Source organism: Rhodanobacter sp. A1T4 (genome assembly GCF_014207185.1).
In the GTDB taxonomy this organism is placed as follows: Bacteria; Pseudomonadota; Gammaproteobacteria; order Xanthomonadales; family Rhodanobacteraceae; genus Rhodanobacter.
Map to the genome: position 1 here is coordinate 287,750 of NZ_JACHCP010000004.1, position 17,225 is coordinate 304,974.

15 protein-coding genes are annotated in these 17,225 nt (G+C 61.7%); 14 read left to right on the top strand and 1 reads right to left on the bottom strand.

Annotated features, from left to right (window positions below):
* The 13 genes from ftsL (at window position 1) to lpxC (ending at window position 15,504) form a co-directional block, all read left to right on the top strand.
* Window positions 1-261 (top strand): cell division protein FtsL, encoded by a 261-nt coding sequence (gene ftsL / locus HDE80_RS09975; protein WP_184601103.1) that lies wholly within the window; start codon window positions 1-3, stop codon window positions 259-261.
* Window positions 261-2,078 (top strand): penicillin-binding protein 2, encoded by a 1,818-nt coding sequence (locus HDE80_RS09980; protein WP_184670436.1) that lies wholly within the window; start codon window positions 261-263, stop codon window positions 2,076-2,078. Before ftsL ends, HDE80_RS09980 begins: the two co-directional genes overlap by 1 nt.
* Window positions 2,075-3,580 carry a UDP-N-acetylmuramoyl-L-alanyl-D-glutamate--2,6-diaminopimelate ligase gene (locus HDE80_RS09985; protein ID WP_184670438.1) on the top strand — a complete coding sequence of 502 codons (1,506 nt, stop codon included), beginning with the start codon at window positions 2,075-2,077 and terminating at the stop codon, window positions 3,578-3,580. Before HDE80_RS09980 ends, HDE80_RS09985 begins: the two co-directional genes overlap by 4 nt.
* Window positions 3,577-4,995 (top strand): UDP-N-acetylmuramoyl-tripeptide--D-alanyl-D-alanine ligase, encoded by a 1,419-nt coding sequence (gene murF / locus HDE80_RS09990; protein WP_184670440.1) that lies wholly within the window; start codon window positions 3,577-3,579, stop codon window positions 4,993-4,995. Before HDE80_RS09985 ends, murF begins: the two co-directional genes overlap by 4 nt.
* On the top strand, window positions 4,985-6,085 hold the full coding sequence (gene mraY, locus HDE80_RS09995; RefSeq protein ID WP_184670442.1) for a phospho-N-acetylmuramoyl-pentapeptide-transferase: 1,101 nt from the start codon (window positions 4,985-4,987) through the stop codon (window positions 6,083-6,085). The genes murF and mraY overlap by 11 nt, the downstream gene beginning before the upstream one ends.
* Window positions 6,085-7,326 (top strand): putative lipid II flippase FtsW, encoded by a 1,242-nt coding sequence (gene ftsW / locus HDE80_RS10000; RefSeq protein WP_184670444.1) that lies wholly within the window; start codon window positions 6,085-6,087, stop codon window positions 7,324-7,326. Before mraY ends, ftsW begins: the two co-directional genes overlap by 1 nt.
* Window positions 7,323-8,396 carry an undecaprenyldiphospho-muramoylpentapeptide beta-N-acetylglucosaminyltransferase gene (gene murG / locus HDE80_RS10005; RefSeq protein ID WP_184670446.1) on the top strand — a complete coding sequence of 358 codons (1,074 nt, stop codon included), beginning with the start codon at window positions 7,323-7,325 and terminating at the stop codon, window positions 8,394-8,396. The genes ftsW and murG overlap by 4 nt, the downstream gene beginning before the upstream one ends.
* Window positions 8,393-9,835 (top strand): UDP-N-acetylmuramate--L-alanine ligase, encoded by a 1,443-nt coding sequence (gene murC, locus HDE80_RS10010; protein WP_184670449.1) that lies wholly within the window; start codon window positions 8,393-8,395, stop codon window positions 9,833-9,835. Before murG ends, murC begins: the two co-directional genes overlap by 4 nt.
* Window positions 9,836-9,849: 14 nt before the next feature.
* The gene (locus tag HDE80_RS10015) at window positions 9,850-10,803 is read left to right on the top strand and encodes a D-alanine--D-alanine ligase (RefSeq protein WP_184670451.1); all 954 of its coding nucleotides are present in this window, start codon (window positions 9,850-9,852) and stop codon (window positions 10,801-10,803) included.
* Window positions 10,800-11,537, top strand: a complete 738-nt coding sequence (locus HDE80_RS10020; protein ID WP_184670453.1) for a cell division protein FtsQ/DivIB — start codon at window positions 10,800-10,802, stop codon at window positions 11,535-11,537. Before HDE80_RS10015 ends, HDE80_RS10020 begins: the two co-directional genes overlap by 4 nt.
* Window positions 11,538-11,547: 10 nt before the next feature.
* Window positions 11,548-12,780: a cell division protein FtsA gene (gene ftsA, locus HDE80_RS10025; RefSeq protein ID WP_184670455.1), complete on the top strand. Its 1,233-nt coding sequence runs from the start codon at window positions 11,548-11,550 to the stop codon at window positions 12,778-12,780.
* Between the two features lie 165 nt (window positions 12,781-12,945).
* The gene (ftsZ, locus tag HDE80_RS10030) at window positions 12,946-14,136 is read left to right on the top strand and encodes a cell division protein FtsZ (protein ID WP_184600637.1); all 1,191 of its coding nucleotides are present in this window, start codon (window positions 12,946-12,948) and stop codon (window positions 14,134-14,136) included.
* A gap of 453 nt (window positions 14,137-14,589) precedes the next feature.
* Entirely contained in the window at window positions 14,590-15,504 is a 915-nt protein-coding gene (gene lpxC / locus HDE80_RS10035; protein WP_184600638.1) for a UDP-3-O-acyl-N-acetylglucosamine deacetylase, read from the top strand.
* A 235-nt stretch (window positions 15,505-15,739) separates the two neighbouring features.
* Here the strand turns inward: lpxC and HDE80_RS10040 are convergent, their stop codons facing one another.
* On the bottom strand, window positions 15,740-16,189 hold the full coding sequence (locus tag HDE80_RS10040; RefSeq protein ID WP_255483688.1) for a DUF721 domain-containing protein: 450 nt from the start codon (window positions 16,187-16,189) through the stop codon (window positions 15,740-15,742).
* Between the two features lie 75 nt (window positions 16,190-16,264).
* Between HDE80_RS10040 and HDE80_RS10045 the strand changes: the two genes are divergently transcribed.
* Complete coding sequence (locus HDE80_RS10045; protein WP_184670459.1) at window positions 16,265-17,194, top strand: M23 family metallopeptidase; 930 nt, start codon at window positions 16,265-16,267, stop codon at window positions 17,192-17,194.
* The last annotated feature ends 31 nt before the right edge of the window (window positions 17,195-17,225 follow it).

Consider the following 17,225-nt stretch of genomic DNA (forward strand, 5'->3'; position numbering starts at 1 on the left):
ATCGGCGCACTCATCATGCTGATCCTGCTCGCGGCCGTGCTGGCCAGCGCGCTCGGCGTGGTGTGGACACGCCACGAGAGCCGCGTGCTGTTCGTCATTCTCACGACCCTGCAGAACCAGCGCGACGAGCTGAATATCGAATACGGCAAGCTCGAGCTGGAGCAGGCCACGTACGCCGAGCCACGCCGCATCGACGACCAGGCGCGTCAAAAACTGGGCATGCTCAACCCGCGCCCGCAAGACATCCGGTTGCTGCACTGATGGTTACGCGCAAGCCAACCCCATCATCGCGACAGGGCCGTCGGCATAGTGCCGGCCCTAGCGCCAGCAAACGCATGACCGTGGTGGTCAGCCTGCTCGGGCTTGCGTCGCTTGGGCTGATGGCCCGTGCTTTCGATCTGCAGGTGGTCGGCAAGCAGTTCTATCAGCGTCAGGGTGATGCACGATTTTTGCGCGAGATGCCGATTCCGGTTTCGCGTGGGACGATTTTCGATCGCAACGGCGAGCCGCTGGCGGTATCCACGCCGGTGATGTCGATCTGGGCCAACCCGTCTGAAGTACTCGAGAACGAAGACCGGATTCCTCAGCTGGCACAGGCACTGGGTACCGATGCCGAAGAATTGAAGGAGCGCCTTGAGCAACGCTCCGACCGCGAGTTTCTGTTTCTGCGTCGCCAGATGGCGCCGGAAGCCGCACAGGCCGTGCTTGATCTGGGCATTCCTGGCGTCAATGGCCAGCGCGAATTTCGCCGCTTCTATCCGTCCGGCGAGGTGACCTCGCACGTGCTTGGTTTTACCAATATCGATGATCACGGTCAGGAAGGTCTGGAACTGGCCTATGACGACTGGCTGTCCGGCAAGCCAGGCGAAAAGCGCGTGATCCGCGATCGCATGGGTCACATCGTGGAAGACGTCGAGCAGGTACGCGCGCCGCAGCCCGGTCGCAATCTCACGCTGAGCATCGATCGCCGCGTGCAGTTTCTTGCCTACAGCGAGCTGAAGGCGGCGATCGAGAAGTCGAACGCCGACTCCGGCTCGATGGTGATTCTCGACGTCAAGACCGGCGAAGTGTTGGCGATGGTCAACCTGCCGACTTACAACCCTAACGCATTGGTGAGTACGGCAGCATCGGATCGCCGCAACCGCTCGATGACCGACGTATTCGAGCCGGGTTCGACGATCAAGCCGGTTCTGATGGCGGCAGCGCTATCCAGCGGCAAGTTCACGCCGACCAGCCCGTTGATCGACACCACGGGTGGACACTGGTTCTTTCTCGGGCACGACATCCACGACACGCATAACTGGGGCGTACTCACGCCCACGGGCGTCATCACCAAGTCGAGCAATGTGGGTGCTGCACACATCGCGGCCGATCTCGACACCAGTCTGATGTACGACACCTACCGCGCGTTCGGTTTCGGTTCCAGCACCAACAGTGGTTTTCCCGGAGAAGCGTCCGGTCACCTGAAGCCTGGCGGCGGCTGGGGCCTGCGCGAAAAGGCCATTCTCGGCTACGGCTACGGCCTCAACGTCACTGTGCTGCAGCTCGCCAACGCATACGCGACGATTGCCGATGGCGGCGTGATGCATCCACCCACTTTTATCAAGGGTGGCGAGAACGATGCCAAGACGATCATCGAACCGCAGATATCCAAAGAGCTCATCGGCATGCTGGAAACCACCACCCAGCCGGGTGGCACCGCAGCGCCCTACGCGTGGATTGCCAACTACACAGTGGCCGGCAAGACCGGGACCGCGCACAAGGCCACCGTCGGCGGTTATTCCAAAGACAACTACGGCGCGGCGTTTGCGGGCTTCGTGCCAGCGACCAACCCACGTCTGGTCGCCGCCGTGGTGGTCGACAACCCGAAGAAGGGTAGCTACTACGGCGGTCTGGTTTCCGGCCCGGTGTTCGCCAAGGTGATGGACGGCGCGCTGCGTTTGCTCGATATCCCGCCCGACAACATCGGTCGCTGGTATGTCGGCGGGCCTGTGCAGGATCAGAACGGATTGACCGGTAGCAAGCCACCAGAGGCGCCGAATATCGAAGAAGCGCCGGTTGACGAGGCGACGCCATGAGCACCGGCCAACTCGACCAGTTGCTGATGGGTATTGCCGATGCGCAAGTGGCGCAGGCAAGGGGCGCAGCACGCATAGTTGTCTCCGGACTATCGCTCGACTCGCGCCGCGTGCGCCGCGGTGATGCTTTCTTTGCGCTGCGTGGAACCCAGGGTCACGGTATCGAATTCGCGGCTGGCGCCATACAGCGTGGCGCGCAGGTCGTGCTGGCCGAAGCGCCCGCTGTCGAGGTCGCGCCGTTCGATGTGCCGTTGCTGTGGATCGATGGACTGCGCGATCAGGTCGGCGAAATCGCTGCGCGCTTTTACGATCGTCCCACCGAGTCGATGCGTGTGGTCGGCATCACCGGTACGAATGGAAAGACCTCCTGCGTGCAGCTGTTGACACAGGCGCTGACGTTTCTCGGTCATCGCGCGGCAAGCATCGGCACGCTGGGTGTCGGCCTGCATGGCAAGCTGCTCGAAGGCGAGCGCACCACGCCAGACGCGATCACGGTGCAGCAGCAGTTGGCCGATTTTCGCGATGCCGGCGCCAGCCATGTAGCGATGGAAGTTTCCTCGCACGCGCTGGAACAAGGTCGCGTATCCGCTGTCGATTTCGAGGTGGCCGCTTTCACCAATCTCACCCGCGATCATCTGGATTATCACGGCAGCATGGAGGCTTATGGCGCAGCCAAAGCCAAGCTGTTTTCGTGGCTAGGTCTGCAGGTCGCCGTCATCAATACCGACGACGCGTACGGCGCAGATTTGCTGGCCACCTTGTCCGCAGGCGTGCAGGCGCTGCGAGTCAGCAGCACCGGTGTGGGTGATGCGGACATCATCGCCAGCGATGTGGTTACCTCGCCAGAAGGTCTGCTGTTCCGGCTGCGTACACCGTGGGGTACGCGCATGGTGAATAGCCGTCTCCTAGGTCGTTTCAATGTGGCCAACCTGCTCACCGTGGCGGCCTGTCTGGGCGCGTTGGGTGAACCGTTCGAACGCATCGTCGGTGCGCTCGAAAGCCTGCAGCCTGTGAATGGACGCATGAGCCGGCTGGGTGGACTGCATGGCATGCCGCTGGTAGTTGTCGATTATGCACATACGCCCGACGCGCTGGAGCAGGCGCTCACCGCATTGCGCGCGCACTGCACCGGCCGACTGATCTGTGTGTTCGGATGCGGTGGTGAACGCGATGCCGGCAAGCGTCCGCTGATGGGCGGGATTGCTGCGCGGCTGGCCGATGTGGCCATTGTCACCGACGACAACCCGCGTGGCGAAGATGGCGACGTCATCGTGGCGCAGATCGTTGCCGGCATGGTCGCGTCACCATCGATGGCGGTGGAGCGTGATCGCGCAAAAGCGATCGGCGAAGCGCTGCAGCTCGCGCATTCCGGCGACGTGGTGCTGATTGCCGGCAAGGGGCACGAAACGTATCAGGAAGGCGCGACGGGCAAGCGCCCGCTCGACGATCTGGCCGTGGCGCACGCCGCGCTCGATCGGATGAGCTGGGAGCCGCGCGCATGATGCTTTTGAATACCATCGCGATGTGGACTCACGGCCGCCTGCTCGGCGCGGATACCGCGAGTACGGATATCAAAATCAGTGGCGTAGCCATCGATACGCGCAAGGTTGTGCCAGGGGATCTGTTCGTCGCCATCAAAGGCGAGCACGCCGACGGTCACGATTACCTCGCCGATGCCGCCGCGCGTGGGGCCGTGGCTGCGCTGGTCACACGCACGATCGAGGGCGCGCTGCCGCAGGTGCTGGTGAAGGACTCCACGCTGGCATTGGGCGATCTGGCCAGCGCTGTACGCGCGCAGCACCACGTGCGGGTGGCCGGCATCACCGGTTCCAACGGCAAGACTACGGTGAAGACGCTCACTGCATCGATCCTTTCACGCCACGGCCGCACTCACGTCAGCTCGGGCAATTACAACAACGAACTGGGCCTGCCACTGACTCTGCTGTCGATGCCGCAGGACACGCAATTTGCGGTGCTCGAGATGGGCGCAGGCAAGCCGGGCGACATAGATTACCTCGCTGCCATTGCACGGCCCGATGTTGGCCTCGTCACTCTCATTGCGCCGGCGCATCTTGAACGGATGGGCAGTATCGAAGGCGTGGCGGAAACCAAGGGTGCGCTGTATCAGGCGCTACCCGCTGACGGCGTCGCCATCATCAATGCCGATGATGCCTTTGCCAGTTTCTTTGCCGGGCTGGTCGGCTCGCGCAAGGTGCTGCGCTTCGGGCTTGATCATAAGGCTGACGTTGGCGCCGACATTCTCGATCAGGGCATCGATGGTTCGCGCTTTGTACTCAGCACGCCGCAGGGCGATGCCGAAGTGTCGCTGCCCCTCCCTGGCCGCCACAACATAGCCAACGCGCTGGCTGCTGCCGCTGTTGCTCTGGCGCTGGAGGTTCCGTTGGACACCATCGTCATCGGATTGGAGCAGGTCAGCGGTGTGTCAGGCCGGCTGCGGCGCATCACGACGCGCGGTGGCTGGACCTTGATTGACGATAGCTACAACGCCAATCCCAGTTCGATGATGGCGGCGATCGACACCTTGCTGCTGGCTCACGGCGAACGCTGGTTGGTGTTGGGCGACATGGCTGAACTCGGAACCGATGCCCGGGCGCTGCATGCGGGTATCGGCCAGCGCGCGCGCGACAGCGGTGTCGATCGCCTGTTTGCGGTGGGTCCTCTGAACGCAGCTACCGTTGAAGCATTTGGTGCGCAAGGCGAGCACTTCGCTGACAAGGTATCCCTGATCGCTGCACTCAAGAATCAACTGCACGACGGCGTGACCTGCCTGATCAAGGGTTCACGATCCGCGGGCATGGAACAGGTCGTTGCCGCGCTGGGCGATCGCGCTGATGCCAGTACGCAACACGCTCACACGGAAGACACCAACAAAGGGAGGGCATCCGATGTTGCTTGAACTATCGGATTGGATGGCCCGGCATTTCACCGCCCCCCATCTTTTCCAGTACATCACCTTCCGTACGATCATGGCTGCGCTTACCGCGCTGGCAACGTCACTGCTGTTCGGTCCGGCGCTGATCCGAAAACTGGCTGCGTTGAAGGCAGGGCAGGTGGTTCGCACCGACGGTCCGCAGACGCATCTGGTCAAGGCCGGTACGCCTACGATGGGTGGCGTGATGGTGCTGCTCTCGGTCGTTGTCGCCACCCTGCTGTGGGCCGACTTGCACAATCGCTACGTGTGGACGGTGCTCGCGGTGATGCTGGCTTACGGTGCGATCGGTTTCTACGACGATTACCGCAAGCTAGTGCTGAAGGACAGTCGTGGCCTGGCCAGTCGCTGGAAGTATTTCTGGCAGTCGGTGTTCGGTGTCGGTGCAGCACTATTCCTCTATTACAGCGCGCCGCATGCGGTGGGTACCTTGCCGGTTGCGGAGACCGCGCTGTACGTGCCGGTGTTCAAGCACGTGGTAATTCCAATGGGCTTGTTCTTCGTCGTACTGACGTACTTCATGATCGTCGGCTTCTCCAACGCGGTGAACCTTACCGACGGCCTAGACGGTCTGGCGATCATGCCGACTGTACTGGTGTCAGGCGCGTTGGGCGTATTCGCTTACCTCGCCGGTAACAAATTATTTTCCGAATATCTCGGCATTCCGTCGATTCCCGGCGCCGGTGAGCTGGCCGTCTTTTGCGGTGCATTGTCCGGTGCGGGCCTCGGATTCCTTTGGTTCAACACGTATCCGGCGCAAGTGTTCATGGGCGATGTCGGCGCGCTGGCGATGGGCGCGGCGCTTGGCTGTGTGGCGGTGATCGTGCGGCAGGAAATCGTGCTGCTGATCATGGGCGGCGTGTTCGTGATGGAAACCGTGTCGGTGATGCTGCAGGTGGCCAGTTTCAAGATGACTGGCAAGCGCATCTTCCGCATGGCGCCGATCCATCACCACTTCGAATTGAAGGGCTGGCCCGAGCCCCGCGTCATCGTGCGTTTCTGGATCATCAGCGTCGTGCTGGTGCTCGTCGGTCTTGCCACGTTGAAGGTGCGCTGATGTTTGACTTCGACACTACGCAGGCAAAACGCCGCGAAGGTCCACGCGGCCGTTTCGACATGCTCCTTCTGATCGGTTTGATCGGACTGGCCAGCGTGGGCGTGGTGATGGTGACTTCGAGCTCGATCGCGGTAGCCGATAGCCAGCACTTGGGGCAGTTCTATTTCCTCAAGAAGCACCTGATCTTTCTCAGCCTCGGCATGCTGGCAGCCGGCATGGTGATGCGCACCGAGCTGAAGCTATTCGAGAAGTACGCGTTTCCGCTATTGGCCCTTGCCTTCGTCCTATTGCTCGCTGTCTTCGTGCCGCACTTTGGCATGCGCATCAACGGCGCACGGCGCTGGTTGAATCTATTGGTGACCACCTTCCAGCCGGTGGAAGCGGTAAAGCTCATCCTGGTGATCTACATCGCCAGCTACCTGGTACGTCATCGCGAAAGCGTCGAGACGCGCTTCATGGGCCTGATCAAGCCGATTGCCGTTGCCGGCATCATCGTGCTGTTGCTGCTCGCCCAGCCGGACTTCGGCTCGGCCACACTGGTGATTGCGGTGAGCATCGCGATGGTTTGGCTAGGTGGCGCGCGTCCGGTCTTCCTGTTTTTGATGGGTCTTCCGTTGATGCCGCTGCTGTATGTCGCGGCGACTGGCGAAAGCTATCGCATGAAGCGACTGACGACGTTCATGCATCCCTGGGATCATCCGTTTGACGACGGCTTTCAGCTGACCCAATCACTCATGGCGATCGGCCGTGGCGAATGGACCGGTGTCGGTCTGGGTTCCAGCGTGCTGAAGCTGTCATACCTGCCGGAGGCGCATACCGACTTCATTTTCGCGGTGATCGGCGAGGAACTGGGCATGGCCGGCGTGGTGCTGGTGATGGGCCTGTTCGCGATAGTAGTGGGGCGCGGTCTGTATCTGGGCCTGAAGGGTGTCGAGATTGGCCAGCGGTTTGCGGGCTACGTGGCGTTTGGTATTTCGCTGATGATCGCGATGCAGGCCATCGTGTCGGTGGGCGTGAATCTCGGCGCGCTGCCAACCAAGGGGCTGACCTTGCCACTGATCAGCTACGGTGGCTCATCGATGGCGCTGACTTGCGCGATGGCCGGCGTGCTGCTGCGCGCGACGTTTGAGATCAATCGCGCGCTCGACGCGCGCGAAGTGCGCAATCGCATGTCATTGGCGGCGTCAGCACCTGATGCGAATGTTGCCGTCATTCACCCGGGCGAGGCAATGGCCGCATGACCGCTTCCGCGCCTGTGCTGATCATGGCCGGTGGCACCGGTGGCCACATTTTCCCAGGCCTCGCGGTGGCCGAGTGTCTGCGCGCGCAGGGCATACCGGTGGTGTGGCTCGGTGCGGTCGGCGGCATGGAGACGAAAGTTGTACCGGCACACCAGATCGAACTGCATACGGTGGCGGTCGGTGGCTTGCGGGGCAAAGGCTTGCGTACCCGATTGCTGGCACCGCTGATGTTGCTGCGCGCGCTGGGCGCCTCGCTGCGGGTGTTGAGCAAAACCAAACCTCGCAGCGTGCTGTCGATGGGTGGCTATGTCGCCGGCCCCGGCGGCCTCGCGGCATGGTTGTTGCGCCGGCCGCTGCTGGTGCATGAGCAGAATCGCGTGGCGGGATTCACTAATCGCAAGCTGGCGAGCTTGGCCAAACGCGTACTGGCGGGTTTCGCAGATGCGTTGCCGAATGCCGAGTGGGTGGGCAATCCGGTACGTGCTTCCATCGCATCGCTACTCGAGCCGGCACAGCGCATCGGCGCCCGCACCAGCACGCCGCGACTGCTGATACTTGGCGGCAGCCTCGGCGCGCGTGCGCTGAATCTGGCGGTGCCGAAAGCGCTGGCGCAGCTGACGCTGGCCGAACGTCCGGAAGTGCTGCATCAGTGCGGCAGTCGCGGTCTCGATGAGGCTCGTGCTGCGTATGCGCAAGCCGGTGTCGAAGCCGAAGTCGTGCCCTTCATCGATGACATGGCAGGCAGCTACGGCTGGGCCGATCTGGCTGTCTGCCGTGCCGGCGCGCTGACGCTGGCTGAACTCACGGCTGCAGGACTGGGCGCTGTGCTGGTGCCGTTCCCGCACGCGGTGGACGACCACCAGACGCGCAATGCCGAAGCGCTGGTTGCGATCGGTGCGGCCGAACTGATTCAGGAGCGTGATCTTGACGCACAGCAACTGGCCCAGCGACTTTCTGCGTTGCTGCATGACCGCGTTCGCGTGACTGCGATGGCTGTCGCCGCGCGCACGCTGGCCAAACCCGACGCGGCGCAAGTGATTGCGCGTGCTTGTATGGAGGTCGCCGCATGACACTGCGCCGCCTGCATGCCCACGAGGATTTGATGAGCACGTTCCGTCGCGTGCATTTCATTGGCATTGGTGGTGTGGGCATGAGCGGCATCGCCGAGGTGCTGCACAATCTCGGCTATGCCGTGTCCGGTTCGGATCGGGCCAATTCGCCCACCGCGCAACGTTTGCAGCAGCTTGGCATCAGCGTGCATGTAGGCCATGCCGCCGAACATATCGGTGATGCCGATGTGGTGGTGACATCAAGCGCGATCAGCAAGGACAACCCCGAACTGGTCGCTGCACGTGCCGCGCGTGTTCCGGTGATTCCGCGTGCCGAGATGCTGGGCGAACTGATGCGCTTTCGCCGTGGCATCGCGATCGCCGGCACGCACGGCAAGACCACCACCACCAGCCTCACCGCCAGCGTGCTGGCCGAAGCAGGCTACGACCCGACCTTCGTGATCGGCGGCCAGCTCAATGCGGCCGGTGCCAACGCACGGCTCGGCACCGGTCAGTATTTGGTAGCGGAAGCTGACGAATCCGATGGCTCGTTCCTGCTGTTGTCGCCGGTGATCGCGGCGGTCACCAATATCGATGCCGATCATCTGGAAAATTACGGCGGCGATTTCGCACAGGTGAAAAAAGCCTTCGCCGATTTTCTACATCGGTTGCCGTTCTACGGCCTGGCCGTGTTGTGCGTCGATGATGAGGAAGTGGCTGAGCTGGCCAAGTCCACCACGCGTCGCGTGATGACTTATGGCATCGATACGCCCGACGCCGATGTGCGCGCCATCAACATCACCCAGCACGGCTTCGAGATGCACTTCGATGTGGTGTTGCCGGCTCGCGCTGATGCGCTGCCCATGAAGTTGAATCTGCCTGGTCGACACAATGTGTTGAACGCGCTGGCCGCGGTCACTATCGGCTGGCAGCTCGGTGTGGAAGCCGAGGCGATGGCGCACGCGCTGGAACATTTCCAGGGCGTCGGTCGACGCTTTCATGCTCGCGGCGAAATCGCGCTCGATCGCGGTAGCGTGCTGCTAGTCGACGACTATGGTCACCACCCGCGTGAACTCGCCGCGGTATTCGAGGCCGCGCGTGGTGGTTGGCCAAAGCGTCGCCTGGTGGTGGGTTTTCAGCCGCATCGTTACAGCCGCACGCGTGATCTGCTGGATGACTTTGCCAATGTGCTGGCGGAAGCCGACGTGCTCGTGCTGACGGATGTCTATCCCGCCGGCGAGGCACCGATTGCTGGCGCCGATGGCCGCGCGCTGGCGCGTGCGGTGCGCGCACGCGGCAAGGTTGATCCGGTGCTGATCGAGCATCCGCGCGAATTCAAGGACACGTTGCCGACCCTGTTGCGCGACGGCGATCTGCTGTTGCTGCTCGGCGCGGGCGACATCGGTGCCGCAGCACTGGAGCTATCGCAGGCCGGTGAGCTGAGGACGCATAAATCATGAGTCAGTCAAACCCTATGTTTAATAAAATCCGGCGAAACCAGATCACCGACCCAGCCCAGTTCGGCCGTGTTGCCGTGGTGATGGGCGGGAGTTCGGCCGAGCGCGAGGTGTCGCTGGATTCCGGTCGCGGTGTGTTGGCTGCCCTGAAGGCGCGCGGTGTGGATGCACATGCCATCGACGGCATTCCGGCCTTGCTGGATGCGGTTCGTGCCGGTCACTTCGCACGCGTGTTCAATATCCTGCACGGTGCCGGCGGCGAGAACGGCGAGCTGCAGGGCGCGCTGCAGTCGCTCGGCGTGCCGTTTACCGGTTCGGGCGTGCTCGGTTCGGCGCTGTCGCTGGACAAGATTCGCGCCAAGCAGGTGTGGCAGGCGATCGGCCTGCCGACGCCGCTCTTCAAGGCGTTGCCGCGCGGAGCGGACATGCATGCCGCCGCGCGCGAGATCGGTTTTCCGCTGGTGGTAAAACCGGCTTGGGAAGGCTCCAGCGTTGGCGTAACGCGCGTTTTTGACGAAAAGGATCTGGATGCAGCGGTGGCGCTGGCGGCGAAATATCCGGGCGACCTGATGATGGAAACGCTGATCGAAGGCGGCGGTGAATTCACCGTCGGCATTCTCGATCGGCAGGTGCTTGCCAGCATCCGCATCGTGCCGAAGGGCGAGTACTACGACTACAACGCCAAATACATCGCCGACGATACGCAGTACATCTGCCCTGGCCTGGATGGCGCCGCCGAGCAGGCACTGCGCGAGTTGTCGCTGCGCGCCTTCGACGCGCTGGCCTGCGCCGGCTGGGGACGCGTTGATGTGATGCGTGATGCCGCTGGTCGTAACTGGCTGCTGGAAGTGAATACCGCACCGGGCATGACCTCGCACTCGCTGGTGCCCAAGGCCGCTGCCGAAGCGGGCATCGACTATCAAGAGCTTTGTTGGCGCGTACTCGAGACCAGTTTTCGGGAGGGCTCATGAGAGGCACCGTCCGCCTCATCGCCTGGTGCCTGGCCATCGCGTTGGTCGCGCTACCGATCGTCGGCGTGCTGCGCGGATGGTTTGCGGCCAATCGGTGGCCCGTGACCCAGCTCACCGTGCAGGCGGAGTTCAAACACGTCACTGCGGATCAGCTGCGTGCGGTGGTGTTGCCACGACTTGGCAAGGGCTTTTTCGCGCTGGATCTCGATGCGGTGCAGAAAGCGGTCGCCGCGCTGCCTTGGGTCGAGTCAGTGGAGGCGCGCAAGCGCTGGCCCGACACCTTGTTGCTTCGTATCTATGAGCGTCAGCCATTTGCGCGCTGGAACGACAAGCAGCTGATCAGCCGACAAGGTCTGGTATTCGATGCGCCTGGTACGGATGACACCAGCGCGTTGCCGAACCTGCATGGGCCGGACGATCGGCTGGCCGAGGTGGTTAGCTTTTATGCCGAGACGCACAAGGCCTTCGCCGGTACGCATCTGGAAATCACCGGCGTTGCGCTGACCGAGCGTGGCAGCTGGAGCGTCACCACCGCCAGCGGTGCGCAGATCGTGATCGGCGATCGCGACCAGGCTGGCCGTCGGCTGCGCCGCTTCCTCGACGTTTATCCGCAGATGACGGTCGGTCATGCCGACGCCTTCGCCTACGCCGATCTTCGCTACACCAACGGATTTGCCGTGCGCTGGCCACAACCGCCGATCGCTACCCACGCTGGAGGCCCGACCCGCATATGAGTATCTCCTTATGAAGCCGCGCAACGACAAACAACTGGTCGTCGGCCTCGATATTGGCACCTCGAAAGTGGTGGCGATTGTCGGTGAGTACGAGCCGGGCGAGCCAATCACCGTGATCGGCATCGGCACCCATGTGTCGCGTGGCATGAAGCGCGGTTCGGTGGTCGACATCGAATCCACCGTGCATTCGATCCAGCGCGCGGTGGAAGAGGCCGAGCTGATGGCGGGCTGCGATATCCGCTCGGTGGTTGCATCGATTTCTGGCAGTCATCTGGAGACGCGCAACTCGCATGGCAACGCGGCGATTCGCGACCGCGAGGTCACCGCAGGCGATCTGGAGCAGGTGCTGGAAGCGGCCAGTGCGGTCGCGATCCCGGCCGATCGCAAGGTCCTATATAAGGAGTCGCAGGAATATCGCATCGACGGCCAGGACGGCATTCGCTCGCCAGTCGGCATGAGCGGTGTGCGGCTGGAGGCGAACGTGCATCTGGTCACCGGCGCAGCGGCGGCGGTGCAGAACATCACCAAGTGCATACAGCGCTGCGGGTTGTCGGTCGACGAGCTGGTGCCTTCGGCGCTGGCCAGTGCCAAGGCCGTGCTGACCGACGACGAGCGCGAGTTGGGCGTCTGCCTGGTCGATATCGGCGCCGGCACGACCGACATTGCGATCTACACGCAGGGCTCGATCCGTTTCACCGCCTCGCTGCCGATCGGCGGTGATCAGGTGACCAGCGACATTGCCTATGGTGTGCATACGCCAACGGCGCATGCCGAGGAAATCAAGATCAAGTACGCCTGCGCGCAGACCGGACTGGCGCATGCCGAGGAGACTATCCAGGTGCCCAGCGTCGGCGATCGACCGCCGCGCCGGCTGGCCCGACAGTCGCTCGCGCAAAGCGTGCAGGCGCGCTACGAGGAAATCTTCGAGATGGTGCAGGACCAGCTGCGTCGCTCCGGCTACGAGAGCCTGGTCGCTGCCGGCGTGGTGCTGACTGGCGGCGCTTCCAAGATGGAAGGCGCGCTGGAGCTGGCCGAAGAGATCTTCCACAAGATGGTGCGCATCGGTGTACCGCAGCAGATCAGCGGTCTGGGCGAAGTCGTGGCCAGTCCACTGCATGCCACCGGCGTTGGTTTGTTGCTGCATGGCGCGCGGTCCGGCGGCATGCGCGTGAGCGGACCAGCCGGCGGCAGTGTCGGCGGCATCGTCGACAAGCTGCGCGGCTGGATCACCAAGAATTTCTGATTTCGAACGACCAGGTTTTTGAACAACAGGTTTTTTTAACAGCAACGTTTTCGGGTGGCGCATGGAGTTGTCACCCAGGGCGGATGGAACCAGCCCACCACCATGGACCGACAAGGAGTCGCGTTCCCTGGTTACAACGACAACAACTCTTTAGGAGGACGGGAAATGTTTGAACTCATCGATAAGCTCGCACCAAATGCAGTCATCAAAGTCATCGGCGTAGGCGGTGGCGGCGGCAATGCCGTGGCCCATATGCTCAATGCCAACATCGAAGGCGTCGAATTCATCGTCGCCAACACCGACGCGCAAGCCATGACCAGCTGCGGCTCGCGCACTCATTTACAGCTGGGCGGCAACGTAACCAAGGGTCTTGGCGCCGGTGCCAATCCAGAGGTTGGTCGTCAGGCCGCGCTGGAAGATCGTGAACGCATCGAAGCGATGCTTGAAGGTGCCGACATGGTGTTCATCACCGCCGGCATGGGTGGCGGTACCGGCACTGGCGCGGCGCCAGTGGTGGCGCAGCTGGCCAAGGAAAAGGGCATCCTCACCGTGGCGGTGGTCACCAAGCCGTTCCCGTTCGAGGGTCGTCGGCGCATGCAGGTCGCCCTGAAGGGCATTGAGGACCTGTCGCAGCATGTCGACTCGTTGATCACTGTGCCCAACGAGAAGCTGCTCAGCGTGCTGGGTCGCGACGTGACCCTGCTGAACGCGTTCAAGGCAGCCAACGACGTGCTACAGGGCGCCGTGCAGGGTATTGCGGACCTGATCACAGCTCCTGGCCTGATCAACGTCGACTTTGCCGACGTGCGTACAGTGATGTCCGAAATGGGCCTGGCGATGATGGGCTCGGGCACCGCCCGCGGCGATGACCGTGCGCAGGCCGCGGCGGAAGCGGCGATCAAGAATCCGCTGCTGGAAGATGTCAACCTCAACGGCGCCTGCGGCATCCTGGTCAATGTTACGGCCGGCACCAATCTGACCATGCGCGAGTTCGACGAAATCGGTCGGATCATCCACGACTTCGCCAGCGAAGACGCCACCGTGGTGATTGGTACTTCACTCGATCCGGACATGAAGGACGATGTGCGCGTCACTGTGGTCGCTACTGGCCTCAACCGTGCCGCCGCCTCGCGTCAGCCGATGCGCATGGTCGAAACCCAGCAGGTGCAGATGCGTCCACGTCCGGTCGTGCTGCGTACCGGTACGGGTAATGAAGTGGTCGACTATGCCCAGCCGGAAGCGACGACGGTGAGCCACCACGCCCGCGCCGATGCGAATGGCGTACCGGCCAAGAGTGCCGAACCGGGCTTCGATTACCTGGATATTCCGGCGTTTCTGCGCCGTCAGGCGGACTGAGTTTGAAAAGAATCGCTAAGGAGGCGTGAAATTATTGAACAAATGCCCGTTTAGCTGGTCCATTTGAAATCGCATCTATTGCGCGTGCTTTACGCGAGATAGATGACGACTCGGCACGATTTTTGCGCCGAAGTGTGCTGGCTAAGCGTTCGGACTGTTGGTTCGTTCGTGTGCGAGCAGTGACTATGCGTCCGGAGTGGCGCATGGCTGGCAAGTCAGGTCCTGCCTGAGTTGTTGGTTCGACACCCGTGCCGGATTCCCGTCCCAGGCACGGGCGTTGTGTCGAGATGCTCGATGGTATCGGGAGCAAGGTTCTGTCTGCTTATTGCCTTCAGATATGAAGGAAGCATGAAGGTTTAATCAGACTGTACGGTATGGTTTGCTATTGCCGCAGGTTAAAACTGTGTTAGCATCCGCTCCTAATTGGCTGTGCCTACACGGGTACCAACAAAAATGATCAAGCAGCGTACGCTCAAAAATATTATCCGGGCTACCGGCGTGGGCCTGCACACAGGCGACAAGGTCTACATGACCCTGCGGCCTGCAGCGCCAAATACCGGCATTGTGTTTCGCCGCACGGATCTTGAACCGCCGGTCGATATTCGCGCCCGTCAGGACAACGTTGGCGATACCAGCTGGTCCACCACGCTGGTCAACGGCGAAGCCAAGGTTTCAACCGTCGAGCATCTTCTTTCTGCCATGGCAGGATTAGGCATCGACAATGCTTACGTGGACCTTTCAGCGCCGGAAGTTCCGATCATGGACGGCAGTGCCGGTCCCTTCGTATTCCTGCTGCAGTCCGCTGGTATCGAAGAGCAGAACGTCGCGAAGCGCTTCATCCGCATCAAGAAGCCGGTGAAAGTGCAGGAAGGCGACAAGTGGGCCAGCATCTCGCCCTTCGAAGGTTTCAAGGTCGGCTTTTCGATCGACTTCAATCATCCGATCATCAGCAAGCGCACCTCGCGCGCCGAGATCGATTTTTCGACAACGTCGTTCGTCAAGGAAGTCAGTCGTGCACGCACGTTCGGCTTCATGCGCGACATCGAAATGATGCGCGAAAAGAACCTCGCGCTCGGCGGCTCGATGGACAATGCGGTGGTACTCGATGATTACCGCGTGCTCAACGAAGATGGCCTCCGCTACGAGGACGAGTTCGTCAAGCACAAGATTCTCGATGCGATCGGTGATCTGTACCTGTTGGGTCACAGCCTGATCGGTGCCTACAGTGCGCACAAGTCCGGCCATGAGCTCAACAACAAGCTTTTACGCACGCTGATGGCTGATGTCACGGCATGGGAAGAAGTGAGCTACCAGGATGACCCGGCGACTTCGCCGATCTCCTACGCGCACCCTGCACAGGCCGTTTGATCCAACTAACGCCTGGAAAACAAGCAAGTTAACCAAAAAGCCACGTCTTCAGACGTGGCTTTTTGGTTTTGCGACATGCCGCTCAATCGCTCCGATTTCGTTCACATGTCCTCGACATTTGTTGCAATGGGGTCGGGAAGTCGTGCTATAAATCTCCGCTTGGCATAATCGCTGAAACGATTCTTGAGTGTCGGCGAAAATGTTCAGAATGGTTGGTGCCGAAAACGTTGGCAGTTTACCGTTCGGTTTTGGCTTGGGAATCAGTGGTTTCGGCGAGGGACGCCAATCCAAGGAACAGTGCCCGCAATTCGGGGTCTGAGAGCGAAGCTGCAGTTGCCTGAAGATGGGCCGCCGCGGCGGGAGAAAGCGGTTTTGACCTGTCCGGCTCGATCACGACCGGCGGTTGGGGGGCCACTTTCACGGTGACTGAACTGGCGCTTGTGCCGATGGCGTGGGCGGTGGCAAGGATCTGCGTCTGCATGAGACGCAGGCGCGTTGCCCAGGCCGGTGATGACGCCAGAAAGACGAGGCGATCGTTGCGCAGGTTGGCGAATCTCACCTGTTCGCGCAATGGCGATGGCAACGTCTGGCGCAAGGCGCGATCCAGCGCTTCGAGCTCGCCGGCCTTTTTGGCCAGCGTAGCGAAGGAGCCGCAGTCGACAAGGGACTTCGGTCCGTTGCCCATGCGGCGGGAAGTGGCCTGATTGGGGCCGGCTGGAGTGGTGCGTTGCACGGTGCCCGCATTCGATTTTGGAAACATATGCAAATCATACTCGTCTCACGTTCGCGCAAATTGCCCAAAACACTTGATCTGGCCGACCGGCGCGTACGCTGGAAGCTGCTTTCGACACTGGCGCTGGCAATTGTGGGATGTGTGGGGGCAGGCGTTGGTCTGGCTTTGACCGTGGCCAGTCCACGTGATCGGGCGCTGTCGCAAATTCACGAACTGCAGCAGCAGATACGACAACAAAACATCCAGCTCGGCGGCGTACGCGAAGATTCCCAGCGCGGGCTTGATGCACTGGCAGTCAAGCTGGGCCAGCTGCAGGCACAGTCGACACGACTGAACGCGTTGGGCGAACGTCTTACCGAAGTCGGCAAGCTTGACGCCAGTGAATTCAATTTCGATCAGCAGCCGGCGGTCGGTGGCGTCGAGGACGTCAGCGGTAGCGCCTATGCCTTGCCGCAGACACTCGATAGCAGTATCAGCCAGCTGGCGACTCAGTTTGATACCCAGCAGGCGCAGTTGTCTGCGTTGCAGAGCCTGTTGCTGGATGCCAAGATCGAATCGAATCTGAAACCTACCGGTATGCCGGTGGAGGGCTATATATCATCGTATTTCGGTGCGCGCCCGGATCCGTTCGATGGTCGCTCCGCTCGCCACACTGGCATCGACATTGCCACCCCTTACGGCACGCCTGTGCATGCTGTGGCCGAGGGCATGGTCACCTACGCCGGCGTGCGTAATGGCTACGGCAATGTGATCGAGATCGATCATGGCAATGGCTACATGACTCGCTATGCACACAACAGCGCGCTGGAAGTGCATGCGGGCGAACACGTTCAGGTCGGTACCGTCGTTGCGCAGGCCGGCTCCACGGGGCGTTCGACCGGCTCGCACGTGCATTTTGAGGTTTGGTACGACGGTCGCGTGGTCAATCCGCTGGCTTTCGCACGCAATCATCGCTAGCTGAAGGCTTCCAAAGGCTGGCGGTACCCTT